Here is a 21004-nt window from a genome sequence, read left to right on the forward strand (position 1 = left end):
GAGCGTCGGCTGCTCGCAGCCGCTCAACCCAAAGGACACCCATTCGTGGAACTCACCTGGTACGGCCACTCGTGCTTTCGCTTGACCGAGCGCGGAAGCATTTCCATCGTTACCGATCCCTACAGTGAGGAAATCGGCTTACCGCCGCTCAAGCTCAAGGGCGACGTCGTAACGGTCAGCCACGACCGCCCCGGCCACAACTGCGTCGATGCGGTTAAGGGCGCAAACTACGTGCTGCGCGGCCCCGGCGAATACGAGGTCGGCGGCGTGTTCATCTACGGCCTGCCGATGCACTTGGCTGATGACGACCGCACGCACCGCAACGTCGGCTATCAAATCCAGTACGGCTCGCTGTCGGTGCTGCACCTCGGCGATCTGGCGCACGTCCCCGACCAGTCCACCATCGAGACGCTCGGTGCGGTCAACGTGCTGCTCGTACCGGTCGGCGGCGGCAGCAGCTTGCGCGCCAGCATGGCCGCCGAGGTCATCGCGCTGATCGAACCGAATTACATCGTGCCAATGCACTATATGCTGCCTGACCTTACGGTGCTTCTCGACCCGGTCGACAAGTTCTTGAAAGAGATGGGGGTGAGCAAAGTGCAGGAAGACGATACACTTAAGGTGACGTCCGGCAGCCTGCCGGAACAGCCGCAGGTGATTTTGCTACGCCCGCAGGTGTCTGCCGGGTAGCGAGGAGTATGCGCCATGAGCGTAAAGCTGCTGATGAAGTGGGACATCAAGCAGGAACAACAGCAGGAGTACTTTGAGTTCGTCGTGCGCGAGTGGGGGCCGGGTTTATCGCGCTTAGGGCTTGAACTTATCGGTCTCTGGCTGACCACATTCTCCAGCGGCGACACGCCACAAATCATGGCCGAAGGCTTGACCGACGACCTTGCATCGATGCGCAAGATTCTCAAGAGTCCCGAATGGCAGCGGCTGCACGAACGGCTTCTCGAGTGCGTCACCAATTACAGCCAGAAAGTCGTGCGAACGTCCGGCGAGTTTCAAATCTGAAGGCCTGAAAACACAAACGCCCGCGTCGAACGCGGGCTTTGTTGTTTTATTGGGCGTATTCCTTTGGGGTCAGTCGGCCGCGGCGGCGGTGGACGGCGCAGCGCTTTCGGCCGGCTTAGAGGTCGGTTCAGACGCGGCAGGCTTGCTCTCGGTCTTGCTTTCGCCGCTTGCCTTGCCGTTTCTACTGCCCTTCGCGTCGGTCGTGTAGAACCCAGAGCCCTTGAAGATGACCCCCGCGTTCTGTACGACTCGCACGACCTTCTGTCCCGTTGCCGGATCGACGGCCAGAGCCTCGTCGGAGAACGATTGGCGGACATCAAACAACGTGCCGTCTTCACGGCGATAGGTATATACCGGCATCGGTCCTGTGACCTCACCCACTCATGGCGATTGTGAAACCTTGAATCTATCCACTATGATTCACTACTTTGGCGCTGACGTAAAGTGATCGGTGCAAAATTCTGATGCAGTTTTTATGCCATTCGGACTATTGAGGGACGTTTCGTGAAGCTCGGCATCATCACCGCAGAGATAGACTCCCGCAGCGGATGGGCGCAGTACTCGCTCGAACTGATCGCCGCGCTGCGCGAGCACGGTGTCGACTTGACGATTGTCGCGAGCAAGTCCGCTGCCGCTGCCGATTTCGCGATTCTCCCGCCGTTGGCGGAATCCCGGCCCGGACTAGTGCTGTCGCTGCTGCGGTCGCATGGCGCGGCCCGCTCGGCGCTGGCCACCTGCGATGTCGTTCACACCTTCGTCGAACCGTTCGCGCCGCTTGGCGTACGCGCAGCGGGTGCGCGCCCACACGTACTGACGGCACATGGAACCTATGCCGCGCTGCCGTCGATGCGCCGCTGGCCGATTGGCGCGCTGTATCGAAGAGCCTTCGAGCGGTCGACGGTCGCGTGCATCAGCAGCCACACGCAGGACGTGCTGCGCCAGCATGCTCCCGGCGCGCGCTCGGTCGTCATACCCAATGGGGTCAATGCGCAGGCATGGCAGGACGCGGCGCAGGGGGTGACACCTTTCGAGAAGCATGGGCCGATCCTGCTGTTCGTCGGGGCGGTCAAGCGGCGTAAGGGTATCCTGCCGCTGATCCGCGCGATGCCGGCGGTCCTAAAGCGTGTGCCGAACGCAACTTGTGTCGTGGTCGGATCGCTGACGTCCGAGCCGGAAACGGGGTCGGAAGCGGGCCGCTTGGTGGACGAACTGGGCTTGGCTGATCGCGTGCGGCTGATGGGGCACGTCGCGCATGCCGATCTTCTGCGTTGGTACAAGACGGCAGACGTGTTCGTGATGCCGTCGATGAACGACGGCCCTCGGTTTGAAGGGTACGGACTGGTGTATCTCGAGGCGGCGAGCCTCGGCGTGCCCTCGATCGGGACATGGGAGTGCGGCGCGCGCGATGCCATCGACCACGAAACGACCGGCCTGCTCGTCTCTCAAGCGCGTGTCGATGAGGAACTGCCTGCCGCGATCGTCAGCTTGCTCAGCGACCCGGACCGGCTTCGCGCGATGGGCGCCGCCGCGCTCAAAAAGGCAAATCGCTCGACGTGGCGAGATGCGGCGTCTCGGTATGTGGCGCTCTACGAGTCCGTACTAGAGGGTGCACCGTGAAGATCCTCGTACTTAGCGACCGGATTCCACCGGAGAACAGCGGTGGCGCCGAGAAAGTCGCGTGGACGTTTGCGCAAGGCTTGGCGTCACGCGGGCATGACGTCACCGTGCTTGCCGCGACCGACAAGGCCGTGTTTGAAGACTTGCGATCCGGCATCCCGGTACACCACGTTCATGCACGTTGGCGGCCGCGCTTCGCCGCGTACTGGTCGCTCTATCACCCGGGCGTGGCCGCACAGGTGGTCGCGAAGCTGGACGCCCTGCGGCCCGACCTCGTGCTGGCATTCAACATTCACACCGGGCTGACTTATCATAGCCTGACGCTTGCCAGACAACGCGGTATCCCCGTCGTCCACCACTTGCAGGACGCGATGACGTTCACCTACGGCAAACTGATCCACTTTGCCACGCCGGACGCCCGCTGCCCGGTCCGGCCCGAGCAGTATCGACTGCCACTGTTCTATAACCTGCGGAACTATCGGCTGCGCTACAACCCGCTTCGTAACGCGGCGATCCGCCGGGTGTTGGTCGGGGTCGATCGGTTGACGTGCAGCAGCGCGGCCCTGCGCGACGCGATCGTCGCCAACGGCGGGCGCGCGCCGGACGTCGTGCATCCCGGCGTCGACGCCGCAGCATTCGACGCGACGCCAGATGTCGTTGCGAAGCTGCGAAAGCAGCTCGGCCTCGAGGGCTGTAAGGTGATCCTCGTTGCCGGACGGCTGACGCCCCTCAAGGGCAGCGTCCAACTGCTGCATGCAGCCCGGCGCATCTTCCCTGACCGGCCAGACGCGCGCCTGCTGATCCTGACGCGCGCAACGCTGCCGCAGCAGGGGTTCTCGGATGACGCGTTCCGCGACGTGCTTCCTCAGATCGTCATGGGCGGGTGGCTGGAAGGCGAGATGCTGGCGGCCGCGTATCAGCTCGCGGATGTCGTCGCTGCGCCTTCGATCTGCCTCGACGTGTTCCCGACCGTGAACCTCGAAGCGATGGCGGCCGGCAAGCCGGTGGTCGCCACGTGTTTCGGCGGTTCGCCGGAAGCGGTTGCAGACGGCGTTACCGGCCACATTGTCCAACCATTTGACACCGTGGCCCTGTCCGGAGCGCTCGCGGCCTTGCTCGACGACCCCGCGCGTGCGGCCGCCATGGGAGCGGCGGGGCGTGCGCGTTTCGAAGCGACGTTCACCGCGCAACACGCCGCATTACGAATGGACGAGGTATGCCGTTCGCTTGTCAGCGGGAGCTGATCGTGTAGAGCGATGCGGAGCCGGGGCCGGGCTGCCACCATGCCAGCGTCAAGTCGCGCTCGTCGTCCACTGTCAAGTTCGGCCCTGCGATCAGGTTCGATGGAAGCGATGTGATCTCCTGCGCACCAACCAATGCCCCTGCCCGGAAGTACAGCACATGAAGGCGCAATTCCGTTATCGCTGCGGCGGCCAAGATGTCGTATTGACCGTGCGCCGGCGCGATCCAACTTGCCTCGGGCGCGCTGGCAAGCGAGGCAGCTTGAAAAGCAACACCGTGATTGAATCCGGTCTGGAACGGCTCTTCGCCCATGATGGGCGCGACCGGCGTGGCCGATCCCCAGTCCGTGCGATCGAGCGCGCCGGATACGATCAGCGCACGCGCGTACCCGACACTGGTCAGCGTATGGAATACGACATATCCGTGAGACTGGTCGATACCGGCACTCAGACCTGACAAGAGATCGCCGGTCGCCCCTACCCACGGCGCCGCGCTGACTCGCACCGGCTCGCTTAGGCCGGTATCGACGAGGCGCGCACGATACAGATCTTGGGTCTCCCCTTGAAGCCAGAACAACATCACGTCGCCATTGTTAAGCGCCGCCAGTGCCGGATAGTCGGCGTCAAGCTGCAAGAGCTGAGGCACACGGGGGCGACCGGCGTCATCGAGGCGGCTGGCTACCAGTGTAGGTTCGCCGCTGACGACCGCGCTCCAGACCGCCCAGGCGCCACCTTCAGGCATGTCAACCAAGTCGTAGCGCGTCACCGCGCTGTTCGATACCGCCAGCGCACCGAACAGCGACGCACCCTGCCGGTCGACTTGAGCGGCATACAGCGTACTGATGCCCGAGGCGTCACGGTCGATCCATGTAGCCAGCAGGCGGCTTGACGGAAGCCGTGCCAGCTGCAGACTGCGTGGCTGAGATGCAGCGATCTCGGTCTCGATGCGCTGAGCGTCGTCGTAAAGCACAAGCCGCTGCGTGGTGCCGACGGACTCGAACGCTGCGAAAGTCGTGTGTGTCCCGGTGGCAACTGCCGCTGGCGGGTCGATACTCGGGGCCGTCGTTAAGGCCGGGGCAAATCCCCACGTCGTCGCGAGTGTTGTTGCAGGCAGGCTCAAGGATGAGGCGGACGACGGCGTACCGGGCTCTGGCGCGCACGCGGCAAGGCTGAGGCCCGCGAAAGCAAGCGCAAGCAAAGTCCGCCGGACGCTAGACCTCGGTAAGGGGCGCAAATCCGTCCGGCCCGGTGTAGCGCACCGGCTTGGGTGCATAGTAAGCGATGGACTTGACGACGTATTCGGCGGCCTCGTGCGACAGATTCGTCAGTACCTGCTCTTCGCGCCCGAAGTACAGCGCCACGTGATATCGCTCGCCTTGCATCACGAGATTGCGGACGATCCAGCCAGACGGGCCTTTTTGACGCGCGGCGACGGCGACTTCGACCTCTTCGACGTTGTGCCACGGCACAACATCACCATTGACGATCACGTCGGTGCTGGCCGGATCGAATGCACGGCCGAGCGTCTCGCGTTCGCGTTCGCTCAAATTGTCGAGTGTGGGCCGGTAGTTGATTCGCTGTAGGTAGCTCATAAGCGCTTTCGCTTCATGGTCAGCGTGCGACGACATCCACCAAGATGATTGCTTCGTCGCTTCGGGTTCCGTCGGCGCGATAGGCGATCGCGTGCAGTGTGTGCCCGCCCGGCGTGCCCGCAATCCAGTTCATCGCGGCGCGGAAAGCCGGGACGGCGAAGCCGTCGGGCTGGCCCTCGTTGATCTGGATGTTGTCGACCAGAAACTCAACGCGGGCGATTCCAGACGTCTCGTCCTCGGCGAGGATGTCGACGGTAATCTCGCTGTCTTGCGCGATGCGTGCGTTGTTCTCGGGAAACAGAAAACGGACCCGGGGGATGTCGGGTGTCGGGACGGGGGTCGTCGTGGGTTCGGCTAGCGTGCATCCACCGAGCAGGGCCGCGACGACGAGCAGAATTGCGATCGCTGAGAAAGCAAATGGGGTGCGCATACACACCCCATTATCGGCAGGCAGTTCAGACGTGGCAAGTCTGGGTTAACGTACTCGGCGCGTGCGACCGTTGCGCTCCGGCGCTTCGTGCTCGCCCACGCCCACAAGATCGTCCGATTCTTTGAGCGCCAGCATGCCGCGTAGTTCGAACAACTGGTCGCGCAGGGCCGCGGCCTTCTCGAACTCAAGGTTGGTCGCCGCCGCTTTCATTTCCTTTTCTAGCTCCTTAGCCAGCTTGTGTAGATCGCTCTTCGCCATGGTCGTCAAGTCGTGCTGCTCGGCGTCGTGAAGGACACTCCCGGCCTCTTCCGCCGCCATGATCTTGACGCGGTCGGTCAAGTCGCGGATCTGCTTGACAATGCTGGCGGGAATGATTCCGTGTTCCTCGTTATACGACTGCTGGATCGCGCGGCGGCGCTCGGTCTCGCTGATGGCGTTGCGCATACTGTCGGTCATCACGTTGCCGTACAGAATCACGCGGCCTTCGATATGGCGGGCGGCGCGCCCGATGGTCTGGATCAGCGCGGATGTGCTGCGCAGGAAGCCTTCCTTGTCGGCATCGAGGATTCCGACCAGCGACACCTCGGGCAGGTCGATACCTTCGCGCAGCAGGTTGATCCCGACCACCACGTCGTACACGCCCATGCGCAGGTCGCGCAGGATTTCTACGCGTTCGAGTGTCTCGACCTCGGCGTGGAGGTAATGCGCCTTGATGCCCATTTCGTTGAAGTAGCCGGCCAGTTCTTCGGCCATTCGCTGCGTAAAGGTGGTGACCAGCGCACGCTGTCCCTTCTTGATACGTGCAGCGACTTCCTGCAGCAAGTCGTCAATCTGTCCCTCGACCGGCCGGACTTCCACAATCGGATCGACTATGCCGGTCGGGCGGATAATCTGCTGCACGACGTTGGTGCTGTGTTCGCGTTCGTACGGGCCGGGTGTCGCGGTCGTGTAGACCGTGAAGCCCATGCGCTCCTCGAACTCGGCCAGCTTCAACGGCCGGTTGTCCATCGCGCTCGGGAGTCGGAATCCGTAATCGACCAGTACCTGTTTGCGCGAGTAGTCGCCGTTGTACATCCCGCGTATCTGCGGCATGGTCATGTGCGACTCGTCGATGACGAGCAGGAAGTCGTCGGGGAAGTAGTCGATCAACGTGTGAGGTGGCGTGCCAGCCATCCGTTGTTCGAGATGGCGCGAATAGTTCTCGATGCCGCTGGTGAAGCCGACCTCGCGCAGCATCTCGAGGTCGTAGCGCGTCCGCTGTTCGATGCGCTGCGCTTCCAGCATCTTGTCCTGCGACTTGAAGAACGCGATCTGCTGTTCCAGTTCCGCCTCGATGTCGTTGACGGCTTTCTTCAACTTCTCTTGATCGGCGACGAACTGGGTTGCCGGAAACACGACGACCACGGGCTGCTCGGCCAGAATCTCGCCCGTCAACGCGTCGAAACGCGTGATGCGCTCGATGTCGTCATCGAACATTTGCACGCGGTACGCGGCATCCTCATAGAACGGATGGATTTCGAGGGTGTCGCCGCGGACGCGGAAGCTGCCGGGGGCCAGATCCATGTCGTTGCGCGTGTACTGAAGTTGAACGAGCCGGCGCAGAATCGCCTCGCGGCGCATGGTGTCGCCGACGCGCAGCTCGAGGATGTACTTGCCCCACGTCTCGGGATCGCCTGTGCCGTAGATGCACGACACCGAAGCGACGATCAGCACGTCGCGGCGGCTGAGCAGCGCGGCCTTCGCGGCAACACGCAGGCGCTCGATATGGTCGTTGATCTCGGTCTGCTTTTCGATGAACAGGTCGTAGCGCGGGACGTAGCTCTCGGGCTGATAGTAGTCGTAGTAGCTGACGTAGTATTCGACGGCGTTGCGCGGAAAGAACTCCTTGAACTCGGCGTAGAGTTGGGCTGCCAGCGTCTTGTTGTGCGCCAGCACCAGCGTCGGGCGTTGAAGCTGCTGGACGACGTGGGCGATGGCGAACGTCTTGCCGGTGCCTGTCGCGCCGAGCAGCGTCTGCTGGCGGTGCCCGTTGTGGATCCCGTTCACCAGCCCTTCGATCGCGGCCGGTTGATCGCCGGTGGGTTGAAAGTCGGAGACGAGCTGGAACTGCTGGTTCATGGCGTTCCTCCGCTAGAATGACGAACGAATGTTCGCAACCGGATGGACGATTGTACGCCATCTCCATCCCGCAAGCCAGACTCAAACGATGGGTTGTTTGACCGGATGGGAACAATTCGGTACTGTGATTCGTCTAGGATGATGTGATACCGAATCGTCGCATCGTCGACTGTGGAGACTATTCGCATGCCGTCAGTTCAATACGAGACACAGCAAGGCGTCGTGAGCGTAAGCATTGAACGTGGCAGCGACGGGCGCGTTACGGCGACGGTGGGCGAACGAACCTATCAGCTCTCGGCGGAGCGTACCCAGTCCGGCCGATGGGTGCTGGACTTCGACGACCGCACGGTCCAAGTGGCGACCGCGGCAGACGGATCGCGGCGGTATGCGCAGGTAGTCGGTGGGCCGGTGTACGCGCTCTCGATCGCCACGCCCTCCGCACGTCGCCGCGCGTCGGCGGGTGCAGAGGCAGGCCGGCTTACCGCGCAAATGCCGGGGCAGGTGGTCGACGTTCTGGTCGAACCGGGGCAAACCGTGACCGCGGGCCAACCCTTGATCGTGCTCGAAGCGATGAAGATGGAGATTCGCGTCGGCGCGCCATCTGACGGCGTCGTGCGCGAGGTGTTGGTCAAGGAGGGCGATGTGGTCGAGCGTGATCAGCAGCTTATCCAGATCGACGCACCGGACTCCTAGACTCGCTCGGCGCTGAGCAGCAGGCCCGAGAACTTTGCGCGATACAGCGCGTACTTCTTCTCGTGGTCGAACAGTTTGAACACGTCTTTGGTTACGGAGAACTCCGCGCCGCCGACGCGCAGCAGATAAGTCACGATACGGCGGTTGACCGGCTTGACGACGCGCTCCAGCGGTCCGCTGAATATGCTGGTCGTGCCTTCGCGAATATCGGCTGAAAGCCGCAGCCAATAGCGCGCAAAGGTGCTCATTACGACGGTGGCGCATACCGTCAGGCCGAGGCCAATCACGGTCAAAATGGCCGATCCGCGCAGTCCGCCGAATAGGCACAGGCTGGCCGCGAAGGCCAGCGCGACCACGATTCCAGTTCCGGTGAGGATCGAGCGTTGGCGGCGCAGTCGAAGGCGGTCAAGCTGCATCTCGCTCAATTTTCCGGTACGGTTCGCGGAGAGATCGTCCAAAGTGAATTCAAGCTCACGCATGAGCGCGGTGTCTGGCATAGAGAAGTCCGTTGTCCTCATCGCTGGCCGACCATTGTACAATCGGCGCGGACTGGCGGAAGAGACATTTGCCTGATGAGCATTATTCTCGGCATCGAAACATCGTGCGATGAAACCGCGGCGGCGGTCATCATAGACGGGCAGCGCATCGCGTCGAACGTCGTTGCGTCACAGGTCGACCTGCATGCGCAGTACGGCGGCGTATACCCCGAGGTTGCGTCGCGTGCCCACGTCGAAGCAATCGACCCGGTCGTCCGGCAGGCGCTGACGGATGCGGCGCTCAATGTCGACCGACTTGACGCCATCGCTGTCACGCGCGGTCCGGGCTTGGTCGGTTCGCTGCTGGTCGGGATCAGCTACGCCAAGGGGTTGGCGCTGATGTCCGGCAAGCCGCTGTTGGGGATTAACCACCTCGAAGGCCACATCTACTCGTTGTGGTTGACCCAGCCGCTGCAGGAGGCGAACTTTCCTGTCGTCGTGCTGATCGTCAGCGGCGGCCACACCGAGCTGGTGCTCATGCGCGACCACGGCGTCTATGAACGGCTTGGCGGGACGCTGGATGACGCTGCAGGCGAGGCGTTCGACAAGGTCGGGCGCGTGCTCGGACTGCCGTTCCCCGGCGGCCCGAATATTCAGCGGGCGGCAGAGGCAGGTCAGCCCGACGCGTATCAGTTCCCACGGGCCAAGCGCGATCAGTCTTTCGACTTCAGCTTCAGTGGGCTGAAAACGGCCGTCCTGCGCGAGGTGACGCGGATGTCTCCAAAAGGCCCAGACGGCGAGAAAGGCGCGACGCTCAGGGAAGGCGTATCGGTCCCCGATGCGGCGGCGAGCTTCCAGGCCGCGCTCGTCGATGCGCTTGTCGAAAAGACCGTGCGCGCTGCGCAGACCTACGACGCCAACGAAATCCTGCTGGCCGGTGGCGTCAGTGCCAACGCGCTTCTCCGCATGCAGATCAAGGACGCTGCGCAGCTCCCGGTACGCTATCCGCCGTTGAACCTGTGCACTGACAACGCGGCCATGATCGCGGCTGCGGCGCACTACCGGTTTACCGCCGGTCAGCGCGATTCGATCGCGTTCGACGTGCTGCCGACGTGGCCCCTCAGCCACCTCAACCATGCGCCGGTTGACGCTTAGCCTCGCGGCTGTCGTACTCCTATCCAGCATCGTCCTGTCGCGATCGACTGCCGATTTCGACCCTTTCCGCGCGGAAATTCTGGCTGACGCAGAGAGCTTGGCATTGGTCGGCGGCGCGGTCGTGATCGTAGACCGCGGCGAAAGCCGGGTGTGGACGTTCGGCACATCTGACGCCGAGCGCCGAATCCCGGTCGATCCCGACACGCTGTTTTCGACCGGATCGATTGCCAAGCCGCTGATCGCATTCTGGCTCGATCAGCAGCAGTTCGACACCAGCATTACGCTGAACGCGCTGTGGCCCGACCTCGAAATCGGCCAAGCCGGGTTGGTGACGGTCGCGCAAGCCATTGACCAGACGTCGGGCTTCCCCCGCGACGATTCTGCGTGGGTCGGGCGCACGGTCGATCCCGAGGGTGCGGCGGCGATCCTGCGTCAATACACACCTGTCGCCCCGGCTGGCGAGCGTTTCACGTACAACTCGGTCGTGTTCGCGCTGGCTGCGCGCGGCGCTGCACGTGACCTCGGCATGGCCATCCCGTGGATGCCAGACGGCGAGCGGCCCGCGACGCCGTTCGAGCTGGCCCTTGCCGGTGATCTCGCTGCGATCGAGTCGTTCGACCACGGCGTGATGTCCGCCGCAGTCGATGCGCGCGTGAACGCCACGCAGCTCGAGGCGCTCCTTCCGGATCTGATCGCATGGGCCAACGACGACGGATCGGTTCGATTGGGCGGGGACGCCCCGGAGCGTTCGTGCTGCCCGCTGGGCCGCTCGTTGCGTTACGCGAACGGGTGGTTCGTCGAACAGTTCGAAGGCTACGACGTATTCTCGCATCTGGGCAGCGCGATCGGCGGCACGGCGGTCGTCATGGTTGTCCCGGAACTGGCGCTTGGCGTGGCGGTTCTAGTCAACCAAGACCACAGCGAGGCATTCGTGCATGCCACGCGTTACAAGATTGTATTGCGTGCATTGGGGCGGGATACGCGTGCGGCCGACGTGCTCGTTCGCAGAGCACAGGCGCAGCGGGCAGCATGGGCGGCGCTGGCTGCGGAACTGGGCGTGGAAGGCGAGCCAATCGGGTACGGCGCGCTGACCTGGCCGACGGCGACCGTACCAGGGTCGGACCGCTGCCGGATCGTGCTGCGCGGGCCGCTGCTGGGGCAGTATATAGGCACAGACTGTACGAAACCTTAATTCGTTGAGGCGCGCATCGTGTGGCACGCGTCCTACGACGTGTTATAGTATCCACTATGGACGATGATCGCCTGCGCGAGTGGCTGCGTGGCGCAAAGCTGCGCGGACTAGACGGTTTGCTGCGGACCTCGCTTGATGTCGGGGGGCTGTGGGGGCCGCTGGCAGCCCAAATGCTGTATGTTGGCGAACCGATGCTGCGTCACGTCCTGCGCGGCGCGCCGCTGAACGATCTGGCGGAGTCGCTCGAAACGCCTGAAGGGGTCGCAAGACTCCGTCAGTGGTTGGATCAGGACTAGGCCGCACCCAAGGGGGGAAGGGTTGGATACAACAACTCAGGTCTTGTCGATCTTGGCGATATTGATCGGCCTGATCGTGACGGCGGTTGTGCCACAATTCGTGCGCCGCCGCCGCGATGCAGCGACGCTGCGCCGTCAGGCTGCTTATGCGGCCCTTCCAACAATGGCGACCGCCGCGGTTGAGGCCGGGCAGTCGATCATCGTCGGAATGGGCGATGCGGGCGTCGGCGGCGAGTCGACGCTGTTGGCGATTGCCGCAGAGGCCGTCGCCTATCACACCGTAGCGGTGGCTGCCTACGGCGATCGCATGCCGGCCGTCACGACCAGCAGCGGCACCGGCCTGCCGCTGGCGATCGAAGCCGTCCGTGCGGCGTTTCGCGATCATGGCATGCCTGTCCCGAGCGGCTCGACACGCTGGATTCCGGCGGGGCCGCGTTCATTGGCGTACGCCGCGGCGATGACTGCCTATGTCTCGGCCGATCGAAGCCCGACACAAATCATGGTCGGCCGGTTCGGGCCGGAAATCGCACTTGTCGGCGAAGCCTCGGTCCGGCGTGGCGCTCCCTTCATCGGGGCAACCGACCGGCTGGACGGGCAAGCGGTCGCTTACGCATTTTCGAAGACTCCGCTGATCGGCGAAGAGCTGTTCCAAGCGTCGGCCTATCTCTCCGACCGTGCTGTACGCCGTGGCGAGGCCGCGGCGATGGACATCCTGCGCTGGCTGCTGATCGCCGCGGTGATTGCCGTGGCGGCGGTGCGCATCGTCGGCGCGGGAGGTTGAGATGCGCTTACGGTTTGGCGCGGTGCTGGTCACCGCACTCACGATTGGCGTCGCACTCGTAACACTGGTCGGCCTGCTGGGCACCAACATCGGCCCGATTTCCGGGCAAATCGAACGCTTCGGCATCACAGATTTCGCACGCTTGCTCCTTCAGTTCGCGGCGGTCACGGCGGCGGTCGCGGTGCTGGTCGGTGTTGTCAACTTGATGGGTGTCCACCTGAGGCGGACGCGCCGCCGCGGGCAGGCCCTCTACAGCGCCGTGCTGATTCTATCGTTCGTCATTGTCCTCGGTTTCGGTATTCTCCCGCGCGACAATGAGGCGCGGGCTGCAGTCGACGCCGTGCAGATCGCGCTGGAAACGGCGTTCTCCGGGCTGGTGCTGTTCTCGCTGGTGTATGGTGCGGTGACAATTGCGAACCGCCGGCCAAGCTGGGCCAGCCTACTGTTCGTTGCGACGGTCGTCACGGTGCTGGTCGGAGCGCTGCCACTGCGCGGGCTTGAGCCGATTGCGACCGTGGCGGACTGGCTCAACCGTGTTCCGGTCGACGCCGGTGGACGGGCGATCTTGTTGGGCATCGCGCTGGCGACTGTGATTGCCGGCGTGCGCGTGTTGATTGGGCAGGGTCGTGCAACACGTGAATAGGCAGGGGCCGGCATGAACGACGAATTCGACCCAAACTGGCTTGACGACTCGGATCAGCCATTTTCGGCAGATGATGGTGGTATGGACTGGCTTGATAGTATCGGCGGTGACGGCGAGAAGACGCCTGAATCCGAAGATATCGGCAAGCCATCGACCGGCGAATTTGACTTCGAGACGTTTGCGTTCAGCGATGCTGATGCGGGTGAGGATAGCAGCGCATGGCTGGCGGATTTGTCTGACAACCCGTTCGACGTCAAGCCGACCGAAGAGCCCAGCGAAGACCCGGGTGAGATCCCCGATTGGCTGCAGACCGATTCCGAAATTCCCGCGTATTCAACGCCCGAGCCGGCGCCTGAGCCTGCCGCCGAGGATTTCCCCGACTGGCTGAACACCAGTGAACAGCCGGCAGCAAGTACGGGTGAACCGGAGCCGGAAGACGCCGGAGAGATGCTGGCCCCGTGGCTGCGCGGTGCCGATATCGATGAAGAGGCGCTGGACAAGCCTGCGGGAGAGCGCGACTCCGGCACGCTGCCGACATGGCTGCAGGGCGCCGACGACCTCGGGGCGGAAGACGCCAATGCCTTCCAAGCCTCGTTCGATGACGTGGAATTCGAGGTCGAGGAACCGATCGAAGAGTCGGAAGACCTCTCTTGGATGACCGAAGCAGACGATCAGGCGGACGCGCAGTCCGACGAGCTGGCGGCCCTCCTGTCGCAAGGCGAGGGCGATGCTGGCGTGGACGATCTGCTGTCCGGCTTACTGCAGCCGACCGATGCGCAGGGCGAGGGCGACGTCGACTTGCTTAGCCTGCTGTCATCGAGTGGTGGCGATTCGGGCGCGCTGGCAAAGCCGGGCACCGGGCCGCAAGGCGACATGCAGTTTGCGGAAGACGACGATTTCCTTGCGTTCGACTCGTCACGGCTCAATTTCGACGAACTGCTCGGTCCGAACCCGATCAGCCGGCCGGCTGACATGGAACTACCCGAGTCGAACATTCCCGACTTCCTCAGCGATGTATCGGTCAGTGAAGTGAGCGCGGCCGCCTTTATGCGGCAGCAGCAAGAAGACCGTCCCATCGAGGAGCTTCCCGACGATTTGCGGGCACTACTGGACGAAGGCGTGACCGCCGTCACTGCCGCGCCGGGGGCGCCTGTTCCGCCGCCAGTGCTGGTCACCGAGGCGCCGGCGGCCAAACCGTCGCCGGGCCGTCGCGAGGACAAAGGGTCGCGCGGGACCGAGCTGATGCGGTCGATTGCCGCGTCTGCCGGGACTGCGCAAGGCGCGTCGGCCCAACCTGTGCGCGCACGCCGCCGCCTGCGTTACAACGTGCCGCGCCTGTTGATCGCTGCGTTGGTCGCTGCTGCGGTGATCTTGCCGTTCCTCGACGTATTCGAGTCGCTGCGGTTTGTGCAGCTTCCGCCGGTCTTATTTGGCGAGAAATCGCCGGCCGAGGCCGCCTACGCCATAGTTGACGAACTGTCCGAAGGCGATGTGATGCTCGTGGCTGTCGACGCGTCGCCGGGCAGCTTGAGCGAGATCGGCGGGGCGATGACGGCTGTGATTGCGCATGCTCGTGCGCGGCAGGCGACGCCGGTGATCGTCAGCACCGATCCGGTTGCTCTCGTCGCGGCTCAGCGCATGCTCGAAGGCGTACTGCCGGAAGATACGCGCAGCAAGCAGATCATTTTCGGCCGCTATCTGCCGGGCGATTCGCTCGGTGTGCGCGACTTAGCAGAGAATCCGCGGGACGCTCTTGCGTTCGATCACGACGGGCACCCGACGGATCTTGAGATTGGCAGCGTCGCCGACCTTGACTTGGTCGTCATCGTAAGCGACCGAGCCGACGGTATTCGGCAGTGGTCGGAACAGCTTCAGCCGCTCATATCGTCGCCGCTGGTGTTTGTGGTGTCGGCGTCAGCCGAGCCGCTTGCACGGCTCTATGCCGACAGCTACGGCGCGCCGTACGTGGTTGGCCTGCGCGACAGTATCACCTATCGCTCGCAGTTGTCTGCCTACAGCGGCCCGGACGGCTTGATCGGCTTCGGCATCACACCGTCCGCCACGTTCACGTCCACGCCGACACCGACCAGTACGTTCACGCCGACGCCGACCAATACGCCGACGGCGACCAACACGCCGACTTCGACCCTTGAGCCAGCGGCGGCTCAGGCGACAGCTGATGCACTGGCAACCGCCCGTGTGACGCCGACGTTTACCTTTACGGCGACCAACACGCCGACCGCGACGGCGACGGCGACCGCGACGAGTACACCGACACATACGCTGACGCCGACCAATACGGCGACGCCCTCACGCACGCCGACGATCACGCCATCGCCGACGTTGACTTTTACGCCTTCGGCGACGTTCACCGCGACGTCTACGCCGACCGTGACACCGACCGATACGCCGACGGTTGAGCCGACGACCGGATCGACGCAGGCAGTATCGGCGACACCATCGCGTACCCCCTCCGCCACAGCGACTACCGGCCCGGCGGCCACCTCCACACCGACGCCCACGCCGACCAGTGCCGCCACCGATGATCTGGTCGCGGTCGTCATCGCACCCACGCGCATCAACGTGCGCGCTGGCCCGGGCACCAGCTTCCCGGTGATTGGCTCCGCCGGCCCGGGCGACCGCCTGCCGGTGCTCGGTTTCAACGAAGCTCGGACGTGGGTCAACGTGGAAGTGCTCGGCCCGCGCAGCGGTTGGGTGAGCGCATCGCTCGTGCGCATCGAAGGCGACACCAGCGCGATTCCGGTCGTCTCCGTGCCGAGGCCGGCGCTCGGCATGTCGGTCAACGCGCAGTTCGCTGACGCGGACGAGATGGATGAAGCGCGTTACAGCGCGATCTATGTCGGCGTGGTGGTATCCGCTGCGCTGATCATGATCGGGACGATCATCGGCGTCATTCGCGGCATCGCCCGCAGGAGGAAGTAGGTCATGCCCGTCTCCGAAATCGGCCTCTGGGCGGGCTTCATTCTGACGCTGCTGGTGTTCAGCGCGGTGTTGGGCGACAACATTCTGTACCGTCTCGCCGTGTACGTGTTTGTGGGCATGTCCGCCGGCTACGCGGCCATCGTGACGTGGAACAGCGTGCTCGTGCCGTGGATCCGTTCGACCATCCTCAGCGGCGAACCGCTGCGTGTCGTGCTTGGCGTGATTCCGCTGGCCTTGGGCGGGCTGCTGCTGTTCAAGTCTTCGACCCGCTTGAACCGGCTTGCCGGCCTGACCATGGCGCTGCTGATCGGCGTCGGCACCGCTGTCGCACTGATCGGCGCAACCAGCGGCACGCTCGTCCCGTTGACGCTGGGCGCGACCCGTCCCGGCCTCGACCTGCCGAGCTTTCTGGTCTCGATTGCCGGCGTGGTGTGTTCGCTGGTGTACTTCCAATATCTCGCTGTGCGAACGGCAGACGGGGGCAGCAGGCGCAGCCTTCCGATCTCGACGCTGGCCTTCTTCGGGCAGGGCTTCATCGTGATTACGTTGGGCGCGCTGTACGCTGCCGCGATACTCAGCAGCCTTGCCGTGTTCAGCGACCGTGTAGCGTATGTTCTCGAGTTTCTCAAGCTGGGTGGGGGATAACCGATGTCGATCCTCGCCGTAGATTTCGGGAGTGTACACACACGCGCCGTCCTTATCGATCAGGTTGACGGGACTTATGAGCTGATTGGCTTTGCGCGTACCCGTACGACGGATGGATTCCCCGCGTACGACGTCAAGGTCGGGCTCGATCGAGTTATCCAGCAGCTCACCGCATCGACGGGTCGTCGCTTCGTCAACGACACCGGCATGATCATTACACCGGAGCAGCAGGATCGGTCCGGCGTCGAGTCGTTCGTGATCACCGCAAGCGGCGGCCGTCCACTACGTGCCGTGATTGTCGGCCTGCGTGAAGACGGCAGTGTCGCCGCGGCACAGCAGGCCCTCTCCAACACGTACGTTGACGTGGTCGAAACGCTGTCTCTCGAGGACGGACGCGATCGTGACGAGCGGCTCAATGCCGTGCTGCACGGATATCCAAACATCGTCGTCATCACGGGGGGTGTCGAACACGGCGCCAGCGAGAGCGTGATGGAACTTGTCGAGAGTGTCAGACTGGCCGTAGCCGTCATGGACAAGCGCCGTCGCCCGCAGATCGTATATGCCGGGAACAGCAAGCTGGCTCCGCGTGTCACTGCGGCTTTTCAGGGTATCGGTGAGGTTGCGCTTGCGGCAAACGTACGGCCCGCCGCCGCCAAAATCGACGTGGCCCCGCTGCGCGCGCAGATGACCGAAGCGTTCAACCGGTTTGCAGAAACGCGCAGTTCAGGATTCTCCGATCTGGCGGCGCTTTCGGTCGGCGGCGTTCAGCCGACGGCGCGCGGGTACAGCGCGATCGCGTCGTATTTCGCCCGACTCAACGATGCGCGCGTCATCGTCGTCGACATTGGCAGCGCGGTCTCGATTATGTGCCGCGCAACCCCGCGTGAGTCGCAGTTTGCGATCCGCACCGATCTCGGGGTGGGCCACAATGCCCTGACACTTTTGAACACGGTCGATCCTCAGGACCTGCTGCAGTGGCTTCCATTTGCCGGGGCAGAAGAGGCGCTCCACACACACGTTTACAACAAGTCGCTGCGACAGGGCATCGTTCCATTTTCGCTGCGCGAGTCGTTTGTCGAGCACGCACTGCTTCGCACAGCGCTCAGAGAGATCGCTGAGTCTATCGGCGCTGGGCGCGGTCAGGCAGCGGATTTGGTCGTATTGGGTGGCGCAAGTATCAATGAGACTGGGCGGCCCGGCTATAGTATCTTGCTCGCCCTCGACGGGCTTGAACCGGTCGGCGTCACGCGCTTCTTGGCCGACCCGTACGGACTGACTGCCGCGCTGGGCGCGGTGGCTGGCCGGCGGCCCGACGCGGCCTCGCAGGTCGCGGATGGCAACGGCTACGCAAGTTTAGGGACGGCAATTAGCGTCGGCGGACGTCCCCGCTTTGACAAACCCGCGGTTGAAGTCACGGTGGAGGCCGACAACGGCGCCAAGACCACCGTGACGGTCAACGGCGGCCATCTTGTACGCATTCCAGTTCCAATTGGCGTAACGGCTGTCGTTCGCGCCCGAGTCGTCGGGCGCGGGCTTGATATCGACGGCAGTCGCAGCCAACGGTTCAAGGTGTACGGCGGCGGCGCGGGAGTCATCATCGACGCGCGCGGCCGGCCCCTTGCGCTCGATATGCCCGATGACGTCAAAGCCACCTTGATGCTGCAGTGGATCGCTGAAGTGACCGGCGACGAACCGCGTCCGGTCGAAATGCTTGGTGGCGGGTCGACGTTGTTCGGCGAACGACGCGCCGAAAGCCCGACCGAACCGTCGCGCGTGCGCCAGCGCCAGTCTCGGCGCGACCGCCGGCGCGGTAAGCGCCAAGAGCCGGAGGCCGAACCGGAACCGGACTTCGGCGACAGCGACACGACTATCGAGGATTTGCGCAATGCACTATCCTGAGCAGCGCCCAATCGTCAAGCTTGCGGTGATCCAGCGCCGCGTGACGCTGCCGGAGCAGGCAAGCGGCCTCGTCACCGTGCTGCCTGACCAGCGTGTCGATGTGCGCGACGTAGTCGTGCGCGGGCTGGTCCCGGGCGAACATCTCGTACTGGATGCAAAGGCGTACTTTCGCCTGCGTAAGGCGGAAGATCTCGCGCCGCTGCTCAGGGTGCGGGCCGACGATGAAGTCGATGAGATTACGGTGCTGGCGGGTAAAGAGTCGGGCCGTGGGCGCAAGTTATACTCCCCGGTACGCGGCCGGGTTGCCGCCATTGTGAACGGCCTGATTCTGATCGAGCAGCTCAACGACGTGCTCGATCTCGAGGCCGGTGTGCGCGGTCGCGTCAGCGACGTACAATCCGGTCGCGGCGCCGTGATCGAAGCGTCCGGTGCATACGTGCAGGGATTCTGGGGCAACGGTCAGCGCGCGATCGCCGTGCTGCGGGGCGAAGCAAGCACCGCGCTGGAAGATCTCGACGCCGACCAGTTCTCGTCGCCCTTCCACAACGTAATCGTCGTGGTGCGCCGTGGAATTACGCAGCGGATGATCAATGCGGCGCGTAATTTGGGCGTGTCGGGCCTCGTGGGGCCGTCCATGCCGGTATCGTTGTTGGGGCATGCGCTCGGCCAGCCGTTTCCGATCATGTTGACCGAGGCGTTTGGTGAAACACGCGTCAACCGCACGCTCAATCAGTGGCTGATCGAACACGAAGGTTCGCAGGTCGTTTTGGATGCATTCGAGCCGACCCCGTGGGATACACGCCGGCCGGAGATCGTGATGACCATCGCCCCGAAACCGGGCGAAACGCCGGTGCGCCCGAACTTGATGCTGACGCTTCGACCCGGTATGACCGTCCGGGTGATCGGCGCGCCGTATACCGGTATGTCTGGCGTAGTGTTAAATTTGCCAAGCGACCCGGTTTTGTTGGACAATGGGATGCGATTTGTGTGTGCCCAAGTCGAGTTAAGCAGCGGAGAGCGCATTTTTGCACCGCTGGCGAATATTGAGGTGAGCGGGCGGTAACTAGCGGGACTGCGGCCGTTCGGCCACCACCAGCGAGGAGACGGGAATGACCAACCGTAACGATGACGACTTCAACTTCGACGACGATCTGTTCGGCAGCGACTCCGGCGGGGCGGGCGACAGCGAATTCAGCTTCGACGATTCCGCTTTGGATGAACTCGGCGATATTGGAGAAGACGAGTTCTCGTTCGAAGACGAAGGAGGCGGCACTAACCGGACGTTCGTCATCCTTGCCTTCCTGATCATTCTGCTGTTCATCGCGGGCGTGGTCGCGATCATCTATTTCGCGCTGAATCGTGGGCCGACCGAAATCGACGTCACGCGCACTGCAATTGCTGAGTTCAACTCAACACAACAGGCGTTCCTTGAAGAGACCGGCACGGCGTCCGCGCTTGACGCGCGTTCGACCGCAACCGCAGCGGTGATCGCCGTGACGTCGACCGCCGAGGTGAACGCACTGTTGGCGACGGGTACCGCGCTGGCTATTCAGCAACTCGAGACACAAGGCGTATTCTTGACGCAGCAAGCCGCGACCCAAGCCATCATCGGGGCCACGCAGACGGCGCTGGCACAGCCCACGGCGACTCCTTCTCCTGATCTGACGCAGACTGCCGCGGCCGTGCAGACCGAGCTTCCGCCGCTCGTTGCCGCAACGGCGTTGGCGCAAACGCAGATCGCGGCAGATGCCGCTGCAACGGCGGCACAGGAAGCGGCCAATGCGGCCGCAACGTCGACGCAAGCCGCAGCGGAGTTTGCTGCAACGGCGACCCAGCTTGCCCTGCAGACGACGTTAAGCTCTGAGGAGGCGACCCAGCGCGCCATCGACGCGGCCAACGCCGCAGCGACCGCTGCCGCCCTGCAGACCGAACAGGCGGCTAACCCGCCGACAGCCACCGGTCAGATCACACCGGGCGGTATCAGCCCGGCCGACGTGCTGATGACGGCGACGGCTTTGGCACAGACCTTGTCGCCACAGACACCGGTATCCACGCCGGGTACAGTCGGGACACCGTTCCTTATCCCGACACTGCTGCCCGAAACCGGTCTGTTTGACGATATCACAGGCGCCGGGGCAGGGGGTATCGGCTTGCTCGCGTTGATCGCGCTCGGTCTCGTCGGTGTGATCATTGGTGCGCGCCGACTGCGCAAGTAACCGCCTATCCATGCACTATCGAAAGAGGGGCGATCCACCGCGGATCGCCCCTC

At 63.7% G+C, this 21004-nt stretch carries 21 protein-coding genes; 15 read left to right on the forward strand and 6 right to left on the reverse strand.

What is annotated here, in order from left to right:
* Nucleotides 1–45 precede the first annotated feature (45 nt).
* Together IPM16_02820 and IPM16_02825 are read left to right on the forward strand one after the other, a co-directional pair.
* The gene (locus IPM16_02820; GenBank protein ID MBK9122040.1) at nucleotides 46–690 is read left to right on the forward strand and encodes an MBL fold metallo-hydrolase; all 645 of its coding nucleotides are present in this window, start codon (nucleotides 46–48) and stop codon (nucleotides 688–690) included.
* 15 nt (nucleotides 691–705) lie between these two features.
* A complete protein-coding gene (locus tag IPM16_02825) occupies nucleotides 706–1014 on the forward strand; it encodes a hypothetical protein (protein ID MBK9122041.1) in 309 nt (102 codons plus the stop codon).
* 69 nt (nucleotides 1015–1083) lie between these two features.
* Here IPM16_02825 and IPM16_02830 read toward each other — a convergent pair whose 3' ends face one another.
* A complete protein-coding gene (locus tag IPM16_02830; GenBank protein MBK9122042.1) occupies nucleotides 1084–1374 on the reverse strand; it encodes a hypothetical protein in 291 nt (96 codons plus the stop codon).
* Nucleotides 1375–1518: 144 nt separating this feature from the next.
* Here IPM16_02830 and IPM16_02835 point away from each other — a divergent pair, with 144 nt between their 5' ends.
* Complete coding sequence (locus IPM16_02835) at nucleotides 1519–2631, forward strand: glycosyltransferase family 4 protein (protein ID MBK9122043.1); 1113 nt, start codon at nucleotides 1519–1521, stop codon at nucleotides 2629–2631.
* Nucleotides 2628–3875 (forward strand): glycosyltransferase family 4 protein, encoded by a 1248-nt coding sequence (locus tag IPM16_02840; protein MBK9122044.1) that lies wholly within the window; start codon nucleotides 2628–2630, stop codon nucleotides 3873–3875. Before IPM16_02835 ends, IPM16_02840 begins: the two co-directional genes overlap by 4 nt.
* Here the strand turns inward: IPM16_02840 and IPM16_02845 are convergent.
* The 4 genes from IPM16_02845 to uvrB all read right to left on the reverse strand — a co-directional run bounded on the left by IPM16_02845 (nucleotide 3862) and on the right by uvrB (nucleotide 8012).
* On the reverse strand, nucleotides 3862–4992 hold the full coding sequence (locus IPM16_02845; GenBank protein MBK9122045.1) for a hypothetical protein: 1131 nt from the start codon (nucleotides 4990–4992) through the stop codon (nucleotides 3862–3864). The genes IPM16_02840 and IPM16_02845 overlap by 14 nt on opposite strands.
* A 91-nt stretch (nucleotides 4993–5083) precedes the next feature.
* Nucleotides 5084–5464 (reverse strand): hypothetical protein, encoded by a 381-nt coding sequence (locus IPM16_02850; GenBank protein MBK9122046.1) that lies wholly within the window; start codon nucleotides 5462–5464, stop codon nucleotides 5084–5086.
* Nucleotides 5465–5483: 19 nt separating this feature from the next.
* Nucleotides 5484–5894, reverse strand: a complete 411-nt coding sequence (locus tag IPM16_02855) for a hypothetical protein (GenBank protein ID MBK9122047.1) — start codon at nucleotides 5892–5894, stop codon at nucleotides 5484–5486.
* Nucleotides 5895–5939: 45 nt separating this feature from the next.
* Nucleotides 5940–8012: an excinuclease ABC subunit UvrB gene (gene uvrB / locus IPM16_02860; GenBank protein MBK9122048.1), complete on the reverse strand. Its 2073-nt coding sequence runs from the start codon at nucleotides 8010–8012 to the stop codon at nucleotides 5940–5942.
* Between the two features lie 186 nt (nucleotides 8013–8198).
* Here uvrB and IPM16_02865 point away from each other — a divergent pair, with 186 nt between their 5' ends.
* On the forward strand, nucleotides 8199–8705 hold the full coding sequence (locus IPM16_02865) for a biotin/lipoyl-binding protein (protein MBK9122049.1): 507 nt from the start codon (nucleotides 8199–8201) through the stop codon (nucleotides 8703–8705).
* On the opposite strand, the gene IPM16_02870 is transcribed toward IPM16_02865, so the two are convergent.
* The gene (locus IPM16_02870; protein ID MBK9122050.1) at nucleotides 8702–9202 is read right to left on the reverse strand and encodes a hypothetical protein; all 501 of its coding nucleotides are present in this window, start codon (nucleotides 9200–9202) and stop codon (nucleotides 8702–8704) included. The genes IPM16_02865 and IPM16_02870 overlap by 4 nt on opposite strands.
* Nucleotides 9203–9277: 75 nt before the next feature.
* Between IPM16_02870 and tsaD the strand changes: the two genes are divergently transcribed.
* Genes tsaD through IPM16_02920 form a run of 10 tightly spaced genes read left to right on the forward strand, consistent with a single transcriptional unit; the run spans nucleotide 9278 to nucleotide 20951 of the window.
* A complete protein-coding gene (gene tsaD / locus IPM16_02875) occupies nucleotides 9278–10336 on the forward strand; it encodes a tRNA (adenosine(37)-N6)-threonylcarbamoyltransferase complex transferase subunit TsaD (GenBank protein MBK9122051.1) in 1059 nt (352 codons plus the stop codon).
* The gene (locus tag IPM16_02880; GenBank protein ID MBK9122052.1) at nucleotides 10317–11528 is read left to right on the forward strand and encodes a beta-lactamase family protein; all 1212 of its coding nucleotides are present in this window, start codon (nucleotides 10317–10319) and stop codon (nucleotides 11526–11528) included. Before tsaD ends, IPM16_02880 begins: the two co-directional genes overlap by 20 nt.
* Nucleotides 11529–11584: 56 nt before the next feature.
* Entirely contained in the window at nucleotides 11585–11824 is a 240-nt protein-coding gene (locus IPM16_02885) for a hypothetical protein (GenBank protein MBK9122053.1), read from the forward strand.
* A gap of 22 nt (nucleotides 11825–11846) precedes the next feature.
* Nucleotides 11847–12605 carry a hypothetical protein gene (locus tag IPM16_02890; GenBank protein MBK9122054.1) on the forward strand — a complete coding sequence of 253 codons (759 nt, stop codon included), beginning with the start codon at nucleotides 11847–11849 and terminating at the stop codon, nucleotides 12603–12605.
* Nucleotide 12606: 1 nt separating this feature from the next.
* Complete coding sequence (locus tag IPM16_02895; GenBank protein MBK9122055.1) at nucleotides 12607–13248, forward strand: hypothetical protein; 642 nt, start codon at nucleotides 12607–12609, stop codon at nucleotides 13246–13248.
* Nucleotides 13249–13260: 12 nt separating this feature from the next.
* On the forward strand, nucleotides 13261–16191 hold the full coding sequence (locus IPM16_02900; protein MBK9122056.1) for an SH3 domain-containing protein: 2931 nt from the start codon (nucleotides 13261–13263) through the stop codon (nucleotides 16189–16191).
* A gap of 3 nt (nucleotides 16192–16194) precedes the next feature.
* Nucleotides 16195–16836 (forward strand): hypothetical protein, encoded by a 642-nt coding sequence (locus tag IPM16_02905; GenBank protein ID MBK9122057.1) that lies wholly within the window; start codon nucleotides 16195–16197, stop codon nucleotides 16834–16836.
* 3 nt (nucleotides 16837–16839) lie between these two features.
* Nucleotides 16840–18735, forward strand: a complete 1896-nt coding sequence (locus tag IPM16_02910) for a glutamate mutase L (protein ID MBK9122058.1) — start codon at nucleotides 16840–16842, stop codon at nucleotides 18733–18735.
* Nucleotides 18722–19798 carry a hypothetical protein gene (locus tag IPM16_02915; protein ID MBK9122059.1) on the forward strand — a complete coding sequence of 359 codons (1077 nt, stop codon included), beginning with the start codon at nucleotides 18722–18724 and terminating at the stop codon, nucleotides 19796–19798. The genes IPM16_02910 and IPM16_02915 overlap by 14 nt, the downstream gene beginning before the upstream one ends.
* 46 nt (nucleotides 19799–19844) lie before the next feature.
* Nucleotides 19845–20951 (forward strand): hypothetical protein, encoded by a 1107-nt coding sequence (locus IPM16_02920; GenBank protein MBK9122060.1) that lies wholly within the window; start codon nucleotides 19845–19847, stop codon nucleotides 20949–20951.
* Nucleotides 20952–21004 lie beyond the last annotated feature (53 nt).

It is taken from the genome of Candidatus Flexicrinis affinis, from assembly GCA_016716525.1.
GTDB classification, from domain to species: domain Bacteria; phylum Chloroflexota; class Anaerolineae; order Aggregatilineales; family Phototrophicaceae; genus Flexicrinis; species Flexicrinis affinis.